Here is a 17,922-nt window from a genome sequence, read left to right as displayed (position 1 = left end):
GTGGTGAACGGGCGGCGGGCCGGGCGTGCACCCCGGCTCGGCGGGCCGGGGCCGCCCACCGTCGTGCGCATGAGGATCCCGACCCCACAAGGGGGTCCCGAGCGGCTGGTGACGCTCGCCGACGGCGTGTTCGCCATCGCCGTCACGCTGCTCGTCCTCGACCTCTCCGTTCCGCAGGGACTGCGTTCCGGGGAGTACCGCGAGGCGCTGCGCGGGCTGCTGCCCCCCTGGGCGCCTACGGGATCAGCCTGTACGTGCCGGCCGGGTTCCGGCGCGACCACCGCACGCTGTTCCGCACCGTCCGGCAGGTGGACGGACAGGTGATCTCGCCGGCCGTGCTCGGCCTGGGCCTCGCGGCACTGCTGCCGTTCCCCACCGCACTGATCGCGGAGTACGGCGAGGAACGGGCCTCCGTCGTCATCCACGCGGCGGCGGTCGCCGCACTCGGCGGCGTCCACCTCGCGCCGGCCGCCCTCCTCACCCGACGCCCCTGGCTGCGCGGCGACGAGGCCCCCGTGCGCGACGAGAGGCTCTCCGCCGTCGACATGGGCGTGACGGTGGCGGTGTTCCTCGTGACCATCCCGCTGGCCCTGCTGATCGGACCCGCCGCCATGTGGTGGTGGCTGGTGCTGATCCCGGTCAAGGTCCGGCTGGGCCGCGGGCAGACGGCGGCCTCCGGCTGACGCTCAGGAGGCCGCCTCCACCGTCACCCACACCCCCTGCTCGGCCGACCGGGTCATCGCGTCCAGCACGCTCGCGCTGTGCACGGCGTCGGCGAGGGTGGCGCCGTACGGGACGCCCTCGGCGACGGAGCGCAGGAACCGGTACGCCTCGACGACCTTGAGGTCGTCGTAGCCCATGGCGTTCGCCGCGCCCGGCTGGAACGCGCCGAACTCCCCGTCGCCCGGACCGACGTAGACCGTGCTCACCGGCTGGTCCTGGTACGCGGTGCCGCGGCTGACGCCGAGTTCGTTCATCCGGCGGAAGTCCCAGAACACGGCGCCCTCGGTGCCGTGCACCTCGAAGCCGTAGTTGTTCTGCTCGCCGACCGAGACCCGGCAGGCCTCCAGCACCCCGCGCGCGCCGGAGGCGAAGCGCAGCAGGCAGTTCACGTAGTCCTCGTTCTCCACCGGGCCGAGTGCGCCGCCGGCGGCGCGGGAGTGGCCGGCCGTGGCCCCGGCCGGACGGGCCCGCTCCGGCAGGAAGATCGCCGTGTCGGCGGTCAGCGAGGCGATGTCGCCGAGCAGGAAGCGGGCCAGGTCGGCGCCGTGCGAGGCCAGGTCGCCGAGGACTCCGCTGCCGCCGCGCTCCCGTTCGTAGCGCCAGGTCAGAGCGGATTCGGGGTGGGCGGCGTAGTCGCTGAACAGGCGGATGCGGGCATGGGTGACGGTGCCGATGTCACCGGAGGCGATCAGGGTGCGGGCCGTCTCGACGGCGGGCGCGTTGCGGTAGTTGAAGCCGACCGCGCTGCGGACACCGGCCGCGGCGGCGGCGTCGGCCACCGCGCGGGCGTCCTCGGCGGTGAGACCGACGGGCTTCTCGATCCAGATGTGCTTCCCGGCCTCCGCCATCGCGACACCGATCTCGCGGTGCAGGAAGTTCGGGGCCGTGATGCTGACCGCCTGGACCCGCGGGTCGGCGGCCACCTCGCGCCAGTCGCGGGTCGCGCCGGCGAACCCGAACCGCTCGGCGGCCTCCTCGGCCCGGCCCGGCACCTCCTCGGCGACCGTGATCAGCTCCGGGCGCAGGGCGAGCTGCGGGTAGTGGTGCGGCACGCGCGCGTACGCCTGGGTGTGCACCCGCCCCATCCAGCCGAACCCGACGACGGCGACACCGAGCGTATCCACCATGAGAGCCCTTCCCCGGACCGTTCCGTCCCCGGACCGTTCCGCCATCCGTTCAAGATCCGTCCTGCTTGTCCAGACAAACCTTGAGTGTGTCGGGGTGAGGGTGTCAAGGAGTCGCAGGCCGAACCGGCCGGAGCGTGGGAGTGCGGCGGCTCGACCACGTCGACCTCCTCGCGCCGATCTCACCGTCGGCGCCGGTGTGTTCAGCGGGACGGGACCGCACGAGCACGCCGTCCGGCAGACGTTCCCCCGCTCCGTCCGCGAACCGGGCGGCCGCCGCGCCGAGTTGTGCGACCCGCCCCACGGCACACCGCCGGGCGACGGGCCGCGCTCCACATGAGGTAAGGTTGACCTGCGAGATCACGCGGTTCACCGCGCGGAGCGCATCGGGACGTGGCGCAGCTTGGTAGCGCACTTGACTGGGGGTCAAGGGGTCGCAGGTTCAAATCCTGTCGTCCCGACAGAGCAGAGGGTCCTCATGGGCGAAAGCCCGTGGGGACCTTTCTCGTGCGTCGCGGAAGCACTCCGCGCGGGACCGGCCGGCGCCGAGTTCCTTGTGCGGCGCGAGCATCAGCGCACCACCGCCGCGTCGTTCACGGGCGTGCTGCACACCCCGCCCCCACCGGGCGTTCGTCAGCGCCGGCGGTGGCGCACCGGGCGGTGTCGCAGCAGGACCGCGGGGCCGGTCATCGGGCCGCTTCAGGAGGGCCCTCAGTGGTGCACGGCATGATCAGGGTGCCGCACACCACCGACGACGCGTCGCGACGGAAGCGGAGGGTCAGCCCAGCAACTCGCGGATCAGCGCGCCGACCTGTTCCGTCTCGAGGAGGAAACCGTCGTGTCCGTAGGGCGACTCCACCACTCTGAGCCGGTCGGCACCGGGAAGGTGCGCGGCCAGCTCGGCCTGCTGGGACGGCGGATAGAGACGGTCCGAGTCGACCCCGGCCACCAGCGCGGGCGCGGTCACCCGGCGCAGGGCCGCACGGACGCCGCCCCTGCCGCGTCCCACGTCGTGGCCGTTCATCGCCTCCGTCAGCACCACGTAGCTGCCCGCGTCGAACCTCCGGACGAGCTTGGCCGCGTGGTGGTCGAGGTACGACTCGACCTGGTACCGGCCGCCGCGCCACGGGTCCTCCGTCCCCTGGGGCGCCCGGCCGAACCGGGCCGACAGCTCCGGCTCGCTGCGGTAGGTGACGTGGGCGATGCGCCGGGCGATCCCCAGCCCGGCGTGCGGCCCCCGGCCGGTGTCGTGGTAGTCGCCGCCGTGCCAGTGCGGATCACTGCGGATGGCCTGCAGCTGGAGGGTGGACCAGGCGATCTGCTCACCGCTCGCGGCCGCCGCGGTGGCGAGCAGCAGCAGCGCCCCCGTGCGCTCGGGATGCGTCACCGCCCATTCCACGGCCCGCATCCCGCCCATCGAACCGCCGACCACCAGCGCCCACCGCTGCACGCCGAGCGCGTCCGCCAGCCGGGCCTCGGCGGCGACCTGGTCCCGCTGGGTCAGGTACGGGAAGGCGCCGCCCCACCGGCGCCGCCCGCCGGGGCGCGGTGAGGCCGGCCCCGTGCTGCCCTGGCAGCCGCCCAGCACGTTCGGGGCGACGACGAACCAGCGGTCGGTGTCGAGGGCCAGGCCGGGCCCGATCAGCCCGTCCCACCAGCCGGCCGTGGGATGACCGGGGCCGGCCGGTCCGGCTGCGTGGCTGTCACCGGTGAGCGCGTGCAGCACCAGCACGGCGTTGGAACCGTCCGGCGCAAGTCGCCCCCAGGTCTCGAACGCCATCTCCACGCCCGGGAGTTCACCGCCCGCTTCCAATGGCAGCGGCGTGCCCGGGGCATGCCATCGACGCCGCCCGGGCGGGTCCCCCTCCTGCCAGGCCCCGGTGGCCGGCGGGAGGGGGACCGATGTTCCGGAGGCCGCGAAGGGGTTCAGGAGGCGCCCTTGGCCGCGCGGAAACCGGACTCCAGGTCGGCCCTGAGGTCGGCGAGGTTCTCGATGCCGACCGACAGCCGCACCAGACCCGGCGCGGTTCCGGTCGCCGCCAGCTGCTCCTCGTTCAGCTGGCCGTGGGTGGTGGACGCGGGGTGGATGATCAGACTGCGCACATCACCGATGTTGGCGAGGTGGCTGAACAGCTCCACCCCGTCCACGAACCGCTTGCCCGCCTCGACGCCGCCCTTCAGCTCGAAGGCGAACACCGCGCCGGCACCGCGGGGGAGGTACTTCCGTGCCGCCTCGTACCAGCGGTTGGACGGCAGGATCGGGTAGTGCACCACCGCGACCTCGTCGCGCTGCTCCAGCCACTTCGCCAGCGCCAGCGCGTTGGCCGTCTGCCGCTCCATGCGCAGGCTCAGCGTCTCCACGCCCTGCAGCAGCAGGAACGCGGAGTGCGGGGCGATCGCCGGTCCGAGGTCGCGCAGCAACTGGACACGCAGCTTGACCGCGAACGCGCCGGGGCCGAGCGCCGGCCAGTACTGCAGGCCGTGGTAGCTGGGGTCGGGCTCGGTGAAGTCCGGGAACCGCTCGGTGTGCGCGCCGAAGTCGAAGGTCCCGCCGTCCACGACCACGCCGCCGATCGTGGTGCCGTGCCCGCCGAGGAACTTCGTCGCCGAGTGCACCACGATGTCCGCACCGTGCTCGAGCGGACGCAGCAGGTAGGGCGTGGCGATCGTGTTGTCCACGACCAGCGGGACGCCCGCGCCGTGGGCCACGTCCGCGACCGCCCGCACGTCGAGCACGTTGTTCCGCGGGTTGCCCAGCGTCTCGGCGAAGAACGCCTTGGTGTTCGGCCGCACGGCCGCGCGCCAGGCCTCGGCGTCGTCGGGATCGTCGACGAAGGACACCTCGATGCCGAACCTCGGCAGGGTGTGCCGGAACAGGTTGTACGTTCCGCCGTACAGCGAGGAGGCCGAGACGATGTGGTCGCCGGTCCCGGCGAGCGTCAGGAGGGCCAGCGTCTGCGCGGCCTGCCCCGAGGACAGGGCCACCGCCGCCACTCCGCCCTCCAGGGCGGCGACGCGCTGCTCGAGGACGTCCTGGGTGGGGTTGTGGATGCGGGTGTAGATGTTCCCCGGCTCCGCGAGCGAGAAGACGTCGGCGGCGTGCTGGGTGTCCCGGAACACGAACGAGGTCGTCTGGTAGATGGGCGTCGCCCGGGCCCCGGTCGTGGGATCGGGTTCGGCACCGGCGTGGACCTGCTTGGTCTCGAACGACCAGGCCGACGTGTCGGGACCGCTGGACGTCCCCTCGGGCGTGTCGGCGGCGGTGTCGGGTTCGGTGGGCTGGCTCATGATGTGCTCCTCGTGCGCGGTGCGGGCGCGGACCACGGGTGGCGTTCGGACCCGCGGACCTGCCGGTGGGGTACGGGGCGTGCCGGACGCCCTGGGGATCAGGGCGTCGGAGAGGACCACGTGCCGACGTGGGTGCCGGTCTCTCGCGCGACACGCCGTGGTGATGACACGTGTACGTCCGGTGGCAGCGTGTCACCGACGCCAGCCTACGACCAGGTGAGCGGGAAATGAGACGGCGTCTCAGTAGGTGGTCGATCTCTTCACACGGTATTCATGAACGGGCCGCGCCCGGCTCGCGGCCCGCCGACCGCGCCGTCCGGTCGGCGCGCGAGCCCCGGCCCGGACACGGCTCCGCCCCGGCCGGGCGTCGTGCCGGCCGGGGCGGAGCCAGTGGGGTCCTCGTCCGGATCGGTCAGCCGAGGGAGGCCAGGGCCTCGTTCCAGGTGGCGGACGGACGCATGACGGCGGTGGCCTTGGCCGGGTCGGGCTGGTAGTAGCCGCCGATCTCGGCCGGCTCGCCCTGGACGGCGATCAGCTCGTCGACGATCTTCTGCTCGTTCGCGGCGAGCGTCTCGGCGAGCGGGGCGAAGGCCTTCGCCAGGTCCGCGTCGTCGGTCTGCCCGGCCAGCTCCTGCGCCCAGTACAGGGACAGGTAGAAGTGGCTGCCGCGGTTGTCGATACCGCCGAGACGACGGCTCGGGGACTTGTCCTCGTTGAGGAAGGTCGCCGTGGCCCGGTCGAGGGTGTCGGCGAGGACCTTGGCCCTGGTGTTGCCCGTGGTCGTCGCGAACTGCTCCAGGGACGGAACCAGCGCGAAGAACTCACCGAGGGAGTCCCAGCGCAGGTAGTTCTCCTTGACCAGCTGCTGCACGTGCTTGGGCGCGGAGCCGCCCGCACCCGTCTCGAACAGGCCGCCGCCCGCCATCAGCGGGACGACCGACAGCATCTTGGCGCTGGTGCCCAGCTCCAGGATCGGGAACAGGTCGGTCAGGTAGTCGCGCAGCACGTTGCCGGTGACCGAGATGGTGTCCTCGCCGCGGCGGATGCGCTCCACCGACAGCTTGGTGGCCTCCACCGGGTTCAGGACGCGGATGTCCAGGCCCTCGGTGTCGTGCTCCGTGAGGTACTGCTCGACCTTGGCGATCAGGTTGGCGTCGTGGGCGCGGGTCTCGTCCAGCCAGAAGACGGCCGGAACGCCGGTGGCGCGGGCACGGGTGACGGCGAGCTTCACCCAGTCGCGGATCGGGGCGTCCTTGGTCTGGCAGGCACGGAAGATGTCACCGGCGGAGACGGTCTGCTCCAGGACGACCTCGCCGGCCTGGTCGACCAGGCGGACGGTGCCGGTGACCGGGATCTCGAAGGTCTTGTCGTGGCTGCCGTACTCCTCGGCCTTCTGCGCCATCAGACCCACGTTCGGGACCGAGCCCATCGTGGACGGGTCGAGGGCGCCGTGGGCACGGCAGTCCTCGATCACGGCCTGGTAGACACCGGAGTAGCTGGAGTCCGGCAGGACGGCCAGGGTGTCGGCCTCCTGGCCGTCGGGGCCCCACATGTGGCCGGAGGTGCGGATCATGGCTGGCATGGAGGCGTCCACGATGACGTCCGAGGGGACGTGCAGGTTGGTGATGCCCTTGTCGGAGTCGACCATCGCCAGCTCCGGGCCCTCGGCGAGCTCGGCGTCGAAGGACGCCTTGATCTCGGCGCCCTCGGGCAGGCCCTCGAGACCCTTGTAGATGCCGCCCAGGCCGTCGTTCGGGCTGAGGCCGGCCGCGGCGAGCTGCTCGCCGTACCGCGCGAACGTCTTCGGGAAGAAGGCGCGCACCACGTGGCCGAAGACGATCGGGTCGGAGACCTTCATCATCGTGGCCTTCAGGTGCACGGAGAACAGCACACCCTCCTGCTTGGCGCGGGCCACCTGCGCGGTCAGGAACTCGCGCAGCGCGGCGACCCGCATCACGGAGGCGTCGACGACCTCGTCCTTCAGGACGGGCACGGACTCGCGCAGCACCGTGGTGGTGCCGTCGTCGCCGACCAGCTCGATGCGCAGCGCACCGTCCGCGGAGATCACCGCGGACTTCTCGGTGGAGCGGAAGTCGTTCTCGCCCATGGTCGCCACGTTGGTCTTGGACTCGGGGGTCCAGGCGCCCATGCGGTGCGGGTGGGTCTTGGCGTAGTTCTTGACCGAGGCGGGGGCGCGCCGGTCGGAGTTGCCCTCGCGCAGGACCGGGTTCACGGCGGAACCCTTGATCTTGTCGTAACGGGCGCGGACCTCGCGCTCCTCGTCGGACTGCGGGTCGTCCGGGTAGTCCGGCAGCGCGTAGCCCTGGCTCTGCAGCTCGGCGATCGCGGCCTTGAGCTGCGGGATCGACGCCGAGATGTTCGGCAGCTTGATGATGTTGGCCGCGGGCGTCTTGGCCAGCTCACCGAGCTCGGCGAGGGCGTCCGGGATGCGCTGGTCCTCGGTGAGGTACTCCGGGAACACGGCGATGATGCGTCCGGCCAGCGAGATGTCACGCGTCTCCACGGCGACACCGGCCTGCGAGGCGTACGCCCGGACCACCGGCAGGAAGGAATACGTCGCCAGGGCCGGGGCCTCGTCAGTGTGCGTATAGATGATGGTCGAGTCAGTCACCGGGTGCTCCGCTCCACGTCTGCAACATTGCTCGACATCAAGATATCCCGTTCACGGTCCGGGCTCGACAGGGGCTCGAACCCCTATGCGCCGGCCGGCCCTCCCCATCCCCGGCCGCGCGTCGTCGGCCGGGGTCCCCCGGGGTCTGCCGCAGCCGGTCAGATCGGCCGGGCCACCGTCATGTCGCTCGGCTCGGGCTCGGTGTCCCGCTGCTGAGGGAACACCACCGTGCCCTGCTGCAGCGCCACCGTCCGCGCGGGCGACGGGATGCGGATGCCCTCCTCGCGGTAGCGCCGGTGCAGGCGCTTGATGAACTCGTGCTTGATCCGGTACTGGTCGCTGAACTCGCCGACGCCCAGGATCACGGTGAACCCGATCCGGGAGTCGCCGAAGGTGTGGAACCGCACCGCCGGCTCGTGCTCCGGGATCGCGCCGGTGATCTCCGTCATCACCTCGGCGACCACCTCCATGGTCGCCCGCTCCACCTGCTCCAGGTCGCTGTCGTAGGAGACCCCGGCCTGCACCAGGATGGTCAGCTTCTGCTCGGGACGCATGAAGTTGGTCATGTTCGTCTTCGCGAGCTGCCCGTTGGGGATGACCACCAGGTTGTTGGAGAGCGCGCGCACGGTCGTCTGACGCCAGTTGATGTCCTCGACGTACCCCTCCTCGCCGCTGCTCAGCCGGATGTAGTCACCGGGCTGGACGGTCTTGGAGGCGAGGATGTGGATGCCCGCGAACAGGTTGGCGAGCGTGTCCTGGAGGGCCAGCGCGACCGCCAGGCCGCCGACGCCGAGGGCGGTGATCATCGGGGCGATGGGGATGCCGAGCGTCTGGAGCACCACCATGAACCCGATCGCCAGGACCAGGATCCGGGTGATGTTCGTGAAGATGGTGGCCGACCCGGCGACACCGGAACGGGACTGGGTCACCGACTGCACCAGGCCGGCCACCACCCGGGCCGCCGACACCGTCGCCGCGACGATGACCAGGACCGTCAGCGTCTGGTTGACGTTGTGCTGCACGGTCCGGGTCAGCGGCAGCGCCGCCGCCGCGGAGGCCGCGCCGCCCGCGACCGCCGCCCACGGCGCGATCATGCGCAGGGCGTCCACGAGGACGTCGTCCCCGCGCCAGCTGGTGCGTTCGGCGTGCCGGCCGAGCCAGCGCAGCAGCATCCGCAGCAGGAACGCCGCCAGCAGACCCGCGGCGAGCGCGATACCGGCGTACAGCAGATCGTCCAGGGTGAGCGCGCGGGTCACCGCTCACCTCCGGCGGACATCCTGGCCGTCGACCGTATGTGATGTCGTGTCACGTCTCGTCACCTGCTCGAATTCGGGGATGCCCGGGAGGGTGCGGACCGGGAGGTGCGGCGTGCCGGATCGGCCCGGCCCGCGGTCGGCACAGTCGCTCATCTTGCCGTATCGGCAGGGGTGTTCGTACCACGAGGGAGTCGGCGGGGCTGTGTCGGGACGCAGGTCAGATGACCTTCAGCCGCACCAGTGCGCCCAGTGTCAGCGCTCCCGGCAGCATCGGCAGCCACACCGTGACGACCCGGAAGGCGAGCACCACCGCCGTGGCGACCGCGGCCGCCCCGCCCACCGCGACCAGCGCCACCACCAGTGCCGCCTCCACCGAGCCGAGCCCGCCCGGCGTGGGCACCGGCGCGACCGTGACGGTCGCCGCCAGATACGCCACCGCCATGTGCGCGACCGGCACCGACAGGCCCAGCGCCAGCCCCACCAGCACCAGTGACGACGCCTGCAGCGCGGGGAAGGCGAACGCCCCGCCCCACAACGCCAGCGCCCTGGACGGCCGGGTGTGCACCGACCGGGCCTCGCCCAGCGCCGTACGCAGGAACGAGAACACGGCCGTCCGCACCCGTCGTACGAGGACGAGCACGCCCGCCGCGACGACCGCCACCGCGCCGAGCGCGAGCAGCAACGGGCCGAAGACCCCCTCGGGCAGCAGGGATCCGGTGCGCAGCGCGTCCGGGAAGACGACGAGCAGCACACCCAGCAGAGCCACCCGGCCGACGGACTCCGCCAGCAGATACAGCGCGAGGGCGGCCGAGGAACGGGTGAGCGACATCCCGCACACCGTCATGAACCGCAGATTGACGGCGCTCGCGCCCAGACCGGTCGGCAGCAGATGGTTGGCCGCCCCCGCGGCGAACTGGGTGGCCGGCAACCGCCGCCCGGGCAGCCGTTCGAGGACGGCTCCCTGCCGGGTGCACGCGGCGGCCACCCAGGTCAGACAGGTCGTGCCGGCCGCGGCGAGCAGCCAGGGCCACCGCGCGGTGCCCAGATGGGCGAAGCCGTCGGCCAGCACCGCCCGGTGCCGCACCGCGACCACGGTCACGAGCAGCGGCGGCAGTACGTACAGGATCCTGCGGATCGTCCGCGTCACATTCGAGGAGTCTCTCCGGTCCCCGCCAACGGCGGGTTGCGGTGTTCCGGACGGCGGCTTACGGGTGGGGGCGGTTCGGGCGGGGCGCCTTGACCTCAAGGAAGGTCGAGGTTCTACGTTCTCCCGTATGAGCATGGAGACCACGGCCTGGACCCAGTTGCGCAGCGTCATGACCGCCGAGGAGGAGCGCCGTCCCCTCGCGCGGGACACGCTGCGCCGGATCGGCGGGTTCGCCCGCCCGCACCGCCGCCGTCTGGCCCTCTTCGTCCTGCTCGGATCGGCGACCGCGCTGCTCGCCGTCGCCACCCCCGTGCTGGCCGGGCGCGTCGTCGACACCGTCGTGACCGGCGGCGACTCGGCCACGGTCGTCCGGCTGGCCCTGCTCATCGCGCTGATCGCGGTGACGGAGGCGGCGCTCGGCGTTCTCGGCCGCAGGCTGTCGGCCTCCCTCGGGGAGGAACTCATCCTCGATCTGCGGACCGCCGTGTTCGACCATGTGCAGCGGATGCCGGTCGCGTTCTTCACCCGCACGCGTACGGGCGCGCTCGTCTCCCGGCTCAACAACGACGTGATCGGCGCCCAGCGGGCCTTCAGCAACACCCTGTCCACCGTGGTCGGCAACGTGGTGACGCTGGTGCTCGCCCTGGCCGTGATGCTCACCCTGTCCTGGCGGATCACCCTGCTCGCGCTGGTCCTGCTGCCGGTGTTCGTGATCCCCGCCCGGCGCATGGGCCGCCGCATGGCCCGCATGCAGCGCGAGGCCGCCGCCCTGAACGCGGCCATGGGCACCCGGATGACCGAGCGCTTCTCCGCGCCCGGAGCCACCCTGGTCAAGCTCTTCGGCCGGCCCGAGGAGGAGTCGGAGGAGTTCGCGGAGCGCGCCCGCCGGGTGCGGGACATCGGCGTCCGGACGGCCACCGCCCAGACCGTGTTCATCACCGCGCTGACCCTGGTCTCCGCCCTCGCCCTGGCCCTCGTCTACGGAGTGGGCGGCCACCTCGCGCTGCGCGGCGCCCTGGAGCCCGGTGCGGTCGTGTCGCTGGCGCTGCTGCTCACCCGCCTGTACGCGCCGCTGACCTCGCTCGCGGGGGCGCGGGTGGAGGTGATGAGAGCCCTGGTCAGCTTCGAACGGGTCTTCGAGGTGCTGGATCTGCGGCCGCTCATCGAGGAGAAGCCGGACGCCCGCGACGTCCCCGCGGGGCCGGTGTCCGTCGAGTTCGACGACGTCCGCTTCGGTTACCCGGCCGCCGACAAGGTCTCGCTCGCCTCCCTGGAGGAGGTCGCCACCCTGGACCCGAACGAGGGCGCCGAGGTCCTGCACGGCATCTCCTTCCGCGTCGAACCCGGGCAGACCGTAGCCCTCGTCGGCTCCTCCGGCGCCGGCAAGTCGACCGTGGCACAGCTGCTGCCGCGCCTCTACGACGTCGACTCGGGCGCGGTGCGCGTGGGGGGCGTCGACGTCCGGGACCTCACCGCGCGGTCGCTGCGCGACACCCTCGGCATGGTCACCCAGGACGGCCACCTCTTCCACGACACGGTCCGCGCCAACCTGCTCCTGGCCGCGCCCGGGGCGGGCGAGCCCGAACTCTGGGACGCGCTGCGCCGCGCCCGCCTGGACGAGCTCGTACGGTCCCTGCCCGACGGTCTGGACACGGTGGTCGGAGAACGCGGCTACCGGTTCTCCGGCGGGGAACGCCAGCGCATGACGATCGCCCGGCTGCTGCTGGCCCGGCAGCGGGTCGTCCTCCTGGACGAGGCCACCGCCCACCTGGACAACACCTCCGAGGCGGCCGTCCAGGAGGCGCTCGCGGAGGCGCTGGAGGGCAGGACGGCCCTCGTCATCGCCCACCGGCTGTCCACCGTCCGGACCGCGGACCTGATCCTGGTCGTCGAGGCCGGCCGGATCGTGGAACGGGGCACGCACGAGGAACTGCTGGAGGCCGGCGGCCGCTACGCCGCACTGCACCACGCGCGGTTCGCTCCCCGGCCGGCGAACTCCGGTCGCGACCGGGACCGGGGGGAGCGCGACCGCAGCGCACCGGCGGCGGTGTAGGCCCCGCCCGGCCCGTCACACAGCGCCGCCGCCGACCCCGGTCCCGGGGTCGGCGGCGGCGCTCACATGCGCACGGCGGCTCCCCGCGGGGAGCCGCCCGGCGTCAGGTTCCCTGGCTGGTGGCCTTCGCCAGGTCCGAGCTCTCCCGGGCGTCGGACTTCCCACGCCCGGAACCGCTCCGGGCACGTGAGCGCCCGCGACCACGGCCGCCGCCGCTGCCGTGGCTCGCGTACGCGTCGAGCTCGATGGCGAGCGGGGAGGCGGTCAGGACCGACGAGTACGTGCCCACCAGCATGCCGATCAGCAGGGCGAGCGCGAAGTCGGTGAGCGAGTCGCCGCCCAGCAGAGCCAACGAGGCCAGGATGAAGATCACACCGATACCGGTGTTCACCGTACGGGGCACCGTCTGCAGGACCGCCAGGTTGGTGGACTCGGCCAGAGGCGTCTTGGGATTCTTCTGCCACAGTTCCCGGACGCGGTCGAAGACCACGACGGAGTCGTTCACCGAGTAACCGACCACGGTGAGCAGCGCGGCCAGGAAGACCCCGTCGATCGGCTTGCCCAGCCACGCGAAGATGCCGGTGAGGATCACCACGTCGTGGGCCAGGGTGCTGACCGCCGCCGTACCGAACATCCAGCGGAACCGGAAGGCGAGGTACAGGAGCTGGGCGCCGAGGGCCAGGCCGAGTGCGATCAGCGCGTTGCGGCGCAGTTCGTCGCCGAGGCTCGGGCCGATCAGCTCGTCGCGGACCTTCTCCGCCCCGTTGCCGACCTTGTCGATGGTCTCGGCGACCTTGACCGCCTCGGCGTTGCTCAGCTCGTCGGTGCGCACCGTCAGCCCGTTGTCCCCGGAGGACTGCACGACGGCCTGCGGGAAGCCGGCGTCGGCCAGGGCCGTGCGGGCCTGGTCCGGATCGACGGTCTTGGTGGTCGAGTACTCGATCAGCCGGCCGCCGGTGAACTCGACACCGAAGTTCAGCCCGCGCACCACGATGCCGGAGCCGGTGACGATCAGCACGATGAGGGACACCAGCAGCCAGCGGCGCGGGCGGCGCATCAGCTGCGGGTTCCGGCGGGTGAGGTACTCGCGGACCCGGCCGATGGAGGCCAGACCGGTGAACTTGGGACGACGGTGCACCCAGCGGCGCTCCACCGCGAACTCGGCCAGCACCCGCGTGATCACCAGTGAGCTGATCATGGAGGCGAGGACACCGATGGCCAGGGTGACGCCGAAGCCCTTCACCGGGCCGGAGGCGAGCAGGAACAGCAGTCCCGCCGCGATGAGCGTGGTGATGTTGGAGTCGGCGATCGCGCTGAAGGCGCCCTTGAAGCCGGCGGTCAGGGCCGAGCGGCTGCTGGGCCGGTTGCGTTTGCCGTACTCCTCGCGTGCTCGTTCGAAGACCAGCACGTTGGCGTCGACGGCCATACCGATCGCCAGGACGAAACCGGCCAGACCCGGCAGGGTCAGGGTCGCGCCGAGGCCCGCGAGGGCGGCGTAGGAGATCACGCCGTAGCAGGCCAGGGCCACGATGGCCAGGAAACCCATCAGCCGGTAGACGACGATGATGAAGATCGCGGTGAGGGCGGTGCCCAGGGCGGCGGCCCAGGCGCTCGACTCGATGGCCTCGGCGCCCAGCGTCGGGCCCACGGTCCGCTGCTCGACCGTCTCGACCGGCACCGGAAGGGCACCGCCGCTGATGAGCAGGGCGAGTTCCTTGGCCTCCTCACCGGAGAAGGAACCGGTGATCTGGGTGGACCCGCCGGTGATGCCGGCCCCGCAGGCCACGGACAGGTGGACCTGCGGCGACGAGATGATCTTGTTGTCCAGCACGATCGCGACCCGGCGCTTGGGGTCACCGTCGGGGTTGCAGGCCGCCTCGCCGGTCAGCTTGGCCCAGCCCTTGTCGTCCGCGAAGTCCACGGTGACGAGCCAGCCGGCACCGCTCTGCTGGTCGAAGGTGGCCTCGGCGTCCTTCACGTCCTGACCGGAGAGCCCGGCGGCGGCCAGGTGGAGCCGCTCACCGGACTCGTCGGCCAGGACGCGCTCCCCCTTCGGCAGGGACTTGTCGGACTCGGCGCCGGGGCCGAGCACCGAGTGGACGGAGAGCTGCGCGGTACGGCCCAGTACGTCCGCGGCCTTCCGCGGGTCCTGCACACCGGGCAGCTCGACGATGATCCGGTTGTCACCGGAGCGGACGATGGTGGGCTCGGCGACACCGAGCGCGTCGATACGGCCGCGCAGGACCTCGAGGGTCCGCTCGGTCGCCTCGCCGTCGGCCTTGATGGTCTCGGTGGAGCGGGTCTCCAGCACGATCTGGGTGCCGCCGCGCAGGTCGAGGCCCAGACGGACGGGGACCGTGGCGGCGATGTACACGGACAGGGCGATCACGATGAGTGCGAACAACGCCCGGAAGCGGGCGGGATTTTTCACGGATGACTCCAGCAGGCACGCCGTGGCCGACTACGGCACGGCGGAGAGGGGGGTGACAGGACTCTCAGGCGCTGGACGATACGGGAGGTGCCCGGCCGAGGTCCGCAGGCATGTGCGCGGCGGCGGGCGGCGCGTGCCCGGCCGCCGGGGCGGGCCGGGCCGGCCGGGGTGGCACACGGGGGGTGTGCTCGGGGGTGAACAGCAGACGACCGGCCGGCACCGTACGCTCCCCGGCGTCGCGCTGCGGCCGGAAGGGCGCGGTACGGGCGGTGCAGTCTTGGGTGTGCGGGCCCACGCCGGACGAGTGGGTCCCGGGAGCCGTGCCGGGATCCGGCGCGGACCGGTCCGGCCCGTCGGGCGCCGCCGGATCCAGGACGAAGGGGCCGAGAGCCGCAGGGGCGCCGGCGGAGTACGACGGCGCCTCGAGAGCGGGCCACGGGCCGTCCGGGATGCCGAACCCGAAGGTCAGCAGTACGGAGGCCAGCGCGGTGAGGACCGCGGCGACGCGCAGGGGAAGGCGGGCGGCAGGTCCCGGCAGGACATGGCTCAAGGCTCGACGAGCCCCGCACGGATCGCGTACCGGGTCAGATCCAGACGGTCCCGCAGACCCAGCTTGCTCAGCATGTTCTCGCGGTGCCGCTGCACCGTCTTGACGCTGATGAAGAGCAGCTCGGCGATCTCCTTCGAGGAGTGCCCCTCGGCCACGAGCTTCAGCACTTCCTCCTCGCGTGGCGTCAGCACCTGCTCGGAGGCCTCCTCGCCGTGCTGGACCCGGTCGAGATAGTTGCGGATCAGGGCGGTGACCGCCCCGGGGTAGAGGAACGGCTCGTCCCGCATCGCGGCCCGGCAGGCGGCGACCAGGTCGCGGTCGGCGACCGATTTCAGGACGTATCCGCTGGCCCCGGCCTTGAGCGCCTGGAACAGATACTGCTCGTTGTCGTGCATCGTCAGCATGAGGATACGCAATCCCGGCTTGAGCGCGGACAGTTCGCGGGCGGCCTGCAGACCGGTCATCCTGGGCATGGCGATGTCCAGGACGGCCAGGTCGACCTCCTGGGCGCGGGCCATCGAGATCGCCTCCGCGCCGTCACCGGCCTCGGCGACGACCTCCAGGTCCGGCTCCCGGTCGAGGATCAGCCGGACGCCGCGGCGCACCAGGGCGTGGTCGTCGGCGAGCAGGATCCGGATCGTGGTCGGTGGGGCCTGGTGGGTCATGACTGCTTCCTGACGGCGGGCACGGCCAGCCGGATCCGGGTACCGGTCCGGGTGACGGGAGTGATGTCCAGTGTGGCCCCGATGAGCAGGGCCCGTTCACGCATACCGCGAATTCCGGCGCCCTCATGGGCGGCGCCGATGCCACGGCCGTCGTCGCTCACCTCGAGGACCACGTGGTCGTCCTCCCGGTACAGGCTCACTTTGGCGTTCCGTGCCTCGGCATGCCGGGCGGCGTTGGTCAGACTCTCCTGTGCCACACGGTAGATCACGAGCTCGGTGCCGTTGTCGAGGGTGGGCAGATCGGGGTCGAAGCTGCGCTTCACCCGCAGCCCGGTGTGGGTGGCGAACTCGGTGGCGAGAGAGGTGACCGCGCTGACCAGGCCGAGGTCGTCCAGCACCCCCGGCCGCAGTCGGCGCACCAGCCGGCGGACCTCGTCCAGGCTCTCCCGGGTGATCTCCTGCACCTGGCGCAGCTCGCCGCGCAGCGGGTCGGGCGCCTCGTCGGCGGCCTGCTTCAGGGCCAGCAGGATCGCGGTCATGCTCTGCCCGACCTCGTCGTGCAGCTCGACGGCGATCCGGCGCCGCTCGGCCTCCTGTGCGAGCAGGGCGCGGGCGCTGCTCGCGGCGCGCTCCTTCTCCAGCCGCTCCAGCATGTCGTTGAAGGCGCTGACCAACTCGGAGACCTCGTCACCGCCACGCACCGGAAGCCGCTGGCCGGGCCGCAGCAGGTCGACGGTGGTCATCAGCCGGGTCACCCGGTCCAGCGGGGCGAGCCCGACCCGCAGCAGGGCCGCGTTCGCGACGAGCATCACGGCCAGGCCGCCCACCAGGATCACGGCCTCGGTCAGCAGCACCGGAACGGACACGGTCACCGGAGCCCACAGCAACAGCGCGGTCGCCGCGCCCAGCACCACCGCGTTGAGCCCGAAGATCCGCCAGTACAGGGACACGGGGGGTCACGCCTTCCTCTTTCTCGTCTGCCTCTACTGTCGGGCACCACAGCGACCGGTGCGGCGGCGGCCCCCGAAGGCGTGCCCCTTGTCCCACGTCGTCCCACGGAGAGCGGAAGCGGGAAACGGAGAACGGAGAACGTCGAAACAGCGGACAGAGTGTACAAGCCGGCCCCCTTCCGTTGATGGGCTCCGCACCCCATTTCCGTCCGTCCGGGGACCCACGCCGAGCGGGCTGGGGCCCCGGACGGACAGAAATGGGTCCCGCGCCCGATGGGCGCCGGGTACGGAAGGGGAGATGGTGGGAGATCACCCGTCTGTCAGTAGAGGAGACGCTCCGTGTCGATCGACCTGCCGCGTACCGAACCGCGTTCCGCCCACACCGCCGCCGACGAGATCCGTCAGCGCCTCGAACACGCGCGCACCACGCGGTTGGCCCAGCTCAAGGCCCTGGACGAAACAGGAGGGAGTTCCGACGACCACCTGATGTCCAACCAGAAGGACGGCATCAAGCGTGCCCTCAAGGAGATCGAAGCGGCGTTCCTCCGCGTCGAGGACGGAAGCTACGGCACCTGCCTGGGCTGTTCCAAGCCCGTCCCGGCGGAGCGTCTCGAGATCCTTCCGCACACCCCGTACTGCGTCACCTGCCAGAGCCGCGCCGCCTGACCCGTACCCTGCCCGTACTCCTCTCCCGCTCTGCCCAAGGGGGATGAAGTGGTGACCCAGCAGACCATCGACGAGCACGACGAGGTCCTCACATCCGAGGACCTCGCGGCGTTGCGGGCGAACCTGCGCGAGCAGCAGCTGTTCCGCCAGGAGCAGCTGCGGCAGTTCGCCGCCGACGTCGGGTCGGGTCCCGGCGAGCCCCTCCGGGAGGAGGGCGCCGGCCGGCTCGAGGTGCACGTCAGGCTCGCCGCGTCCGCCCGGATGGTGCTCGCCGACGTCGAGGCGGCGCTCGCCCGGATGGACACCGGCGGCTACGGCCGCTGCCACCTGTGCCGCGGCCCGGTCGAACGGGACCGGCTGCTGATAGTTCCCCAGGCCCGTTACTGCGCCCGCTGCCAGCAGGTGAGGGAGGCCGCGCGATGAGCACGGGCCGAAGG

General features: G+C 72.0%; 15 protein-coding genes and 1 tRNA gene. 6 read left to right on the top strand and 10 right to left on the bottom strand.

The genetic code is table 11. From position 1 onward, the window contains the following. Positions 1-69: 69 nt before the first annotated feature. On the top strand, positions 70-324 hold the full coding sequence (locus ACTWJ9_RS01825; RefSeq protein WP_443295073.1) for a TMEM175 family protein: 255 nt from the start codon (positions 70-72) through the stop codon (positions 322-324). Then, on the top strand, positions 309-683 hold the full coding sequence (locus tag ACTWJ9_RS01820) for a hypothetical protein (protein ID WP_443295072.1): 375 nt from the start codon (positions 309-311) through the stop codon (positions 681-683). The genes ACTWJ9_RS01825 and ACTWJ9_RS01820 overlap by 16 nt, the downstream gene beginning before the upstream one ends. Positions 684-686: 3 nt before the next feature. Here ACTWJ9_RS01820 and ACTWJ9_RS01815 read toward each other — a convergent pair whose 3' ends face one another. Continuing rightward, complete coding sequence (locus ACTWJ9_RS01815) at positions 687-1,850, bottom strand: Gfo/Idh/MocA family protein (protein WP_279332287.1); 1,164 nt, start codon at positions 1,848-1,850, stop codon at positions 687-689. 384 nt (positions 1,851-2,234) lie between these two features. Between ACTWJ9_RS01815 and ACTWJ9_RS01810 the strand changes: the two genes are divergently transcribed. Then, positions 2,235-2,308, top strand: a tRNA-Pro gene (locus tag ACTWJ9_RS01810). Positions 2,309-2,625: 317 nt separating this feature from the next. Here the strand turns inward: ACTWJ9_RS01810 and metX are convergent. The 5 genes from metX to ACTWJ9_RS01785 form a co-directional block, all read right to left on the bottom strand. Further along, positions 2,626-3,777 carry a homoserine O-acetyltransferase MetX gene (gene metX / locus ACTWJ9_RS01805; RefSeq protein WP_279337839.1) on the bottom strand — a complete coding sequence of 384 codons (1,152 nt, stop codon included), beginning with the start codon at positions 3,775-3,777 and terminating at the stop codon, positions 2,626-2,628. Then, on the bottom strand, positions 3,774-5,135 hold the full coding sequence (locus ACTWJ9_RS01800; RefSeq protein ID WP_443295071.1) for a bifunctional o-acetylhomoserine/o-acetylserine sulfhydrylase: 1,362 nt from the start codon (positions 5,133-5,135) through the stop codon (positions 3,774-3,776). Before ACTWJ9_RS01800 ends, metX begins: the two co-directional genes overlap by 4 nt. Positions 5,136-5,547: 412 nt before the next feature. Continuing rightward, complete coding sequence (locus ACTWJ9_RS01795; protein ID WP_443295070.1) at positions 5,548-7,767, bottom strand: NADP-dependent isocitrate dehydrogenase; 2,220 nt, start codon at positions 7,765-7,767, stop codon at positions 5,548-5,550. A 158-nt stretch (positions 7,768-7,925) separates the two neighbouring features. After that, positions 7,926-9,023 (bottom strand): mechanosensitive ion channel family protein, encoded by a 1,098-nt coding sequence (locus tag ACTWJ9_RS01790; RefSeq protein ID WP_279332284.1) that lies wholly within the window; start codon positions 9,021-9,023, stop codon positions 7,926-7,928. A gap of 217 nt (positions 9,024-9,240) precedes the next feature. Continuing rightward, on the bottom strand, positions 9,241-10,116 hold the full coding sequence (locus tag ACTWJ9_RS01785; RefSeq protein WP_443295937.1) for a lysylphosphatidylglycerol synthase domain-containing protein: 876 nt from the start codon (positions 10,114-10,116) through the stop codon (positions 9,241-9,243). A 181-nt stretch (positions 10,117-10,297) separates the two neighbouring features. Between ACTWJ9_RS01785 and ACTWJ9_RS01780 the strand changes: the two genes are divergently transcribed. Next, entirely contained in the window at positions 10,298-12,223 is a 1,926-nt protein-coding gene (locus tag ACTWJ9_RS01780; RefSeq protein WP_443295069.1) for an ABC transporter ATP-binding protein, read from the top strand. A gap of 103 nt (positions 12,224-12,326) precedes the next feature. Here ACTWJ9_RS01780 and secD read toward each other — a convergent pair whose 3' ends face one another. The 4 genes from secD to ACTWJ9_RS01760 form a co-directional block, all read right to left on the bottom strand. After that, a complete protein-coding gene (gene secD / locus ACTWJ9_RS01775; RefSeq protein WP_387042288.1) occupies positions 12,327-14,654 on the bottom strand; it encodes a protein translocase subunit SecD in 2,328 nt (775 codons plus the stop codon). Positions 14,655-14,718: 64 nt separating this feature from the next. Continuing rightward, the gene (locus ACTWJ9_RS01770) at positions 14,719-15,204 is read right to left on the bottom strand and encodes a hypothetical protein (protein WP_279332281.1); all 486 of its coding nucleotides are present in this window, start codon (positions 15,202-15,204) and stop codon (positions 14,719-14,721) included. Beyond that, on the bottom strand, positions 15,201-15,869 hold the full coding sequence (locus tag ACTWJ9_RS01765) for a response regulator transcription factor (protein ID WP_279332280.1): 669 nt from the start codon (positions 15,867-15,869) through the stop codon (positions 15,201-15,203). The genes ACTWJ9_RS01770 and ACTWJ9_RS01765 overlap by 4 nt, the downstream gene beginning before the upstream one ends. Next, a complete protein-coding gene (locus ACTWJ9_RS01760; protein WP_387042282.1) occupies positions 15,866-16,819 on the bottom strand; it encodes a HAMP domain-containing sensor histidine kinase in 954 nt (317 codons plus the stop codon). The genes ACTWJ9_RS01765 and ACTWJ9_RS01760 overlap by 4 nt, the downstream gene beginning before the upstream one ends. 339 nt (positions 16,820-17,158) lie before the next feature. On the opposite strand from ACTWJ9_RS01760, the gene ACTWJ9_RS01755 reads away from it, so the two are divergent. Together ACTWJ9_RS01755 and ACTWJ9_RS01750 are read left to right on the top strand one after the other, a co-directional pair. Beyond that, positions 17,159-17,485: a TraR/DksA family transcriptional regulator gene (locus tag ACTWJ9_RS01755; protein WP_279332278.1), complete on the top strand. Its 327-nt coding sequence runs from the start codon at positions 17,159-17,161 to the stop codon at positions 17,483-17,485. 48 nt (positions 17,486-17,533) lie between these two features. Then, on the top strand, positions 17,534-17,908 hold the full coding sequence (locus ACTWJ9_RS01750) for a TraR/DksA family transcriptional regulator (RefSeq protein WP_384201417.1): 375 nt from the start codon (positions 17,534-17,536) through the stop codon (positions 17,906-17,908). Positions 17,909-17,922: the final 14 nt, after the last annotated feature.

It is taken from the genome of Streptomyces sp. GDS52, from assembly GCF_052246875.1.
GTDB classification, from domain to species: domain Bacteria; phylum Actinomycetota; class Actinomycetes; order Streptomycetales; family Streptomycetaceae; genus Streptomyces; species Streptomyces cathayae.
Note: the sequence above shows the minus strand (reverse complement) of the source record. Positions and strands in the feature narration are given on the sequence as shown.

What these genes read in the sequence shown, in the direction of transcription:
- ACTWJ9_RS01765 (WP_279332280.1), bottom strand. Translation starts at nt 15,869, where the DNA reads ATGACCCACCAGGCCCCACCGACCACGATCCGGATCCTGCTCGCCGAC.
- ACTWJ9_RS01825 (WP_443295073.1), top strand. Translation starts at nt 70, where the DNA reads ATGAGGATCCCGACCCCACAAGGGGGTCCCGAGCGGCTGGTGACGCTC.
- ACTWJ9_RS01780 (WP_443295069.1), top strand. Translation starts at nt 10,298, where the DNA reads ATGAGCATGGAGACCACGGCCTGGACCCAGTTGCGCAGCGTCATGACC.
- ACTWJ9_RS01815 (WP_279332287.1), bottom strand. Translation starts at nt 1,850, where the DNA reads ATGGTGGATACGCTCGGTGTCGCCGTCGTCGGGTTCGGCTGGATGGGG.
- ACTWJ9_RS01800 (WP_443295071.1), bottom strand. Translation starts at nt 5,135, where the DNA reads ATGAGCCAGCCCACCGAACCCGACACCGCCGCCGACACGCCCGAGGGG.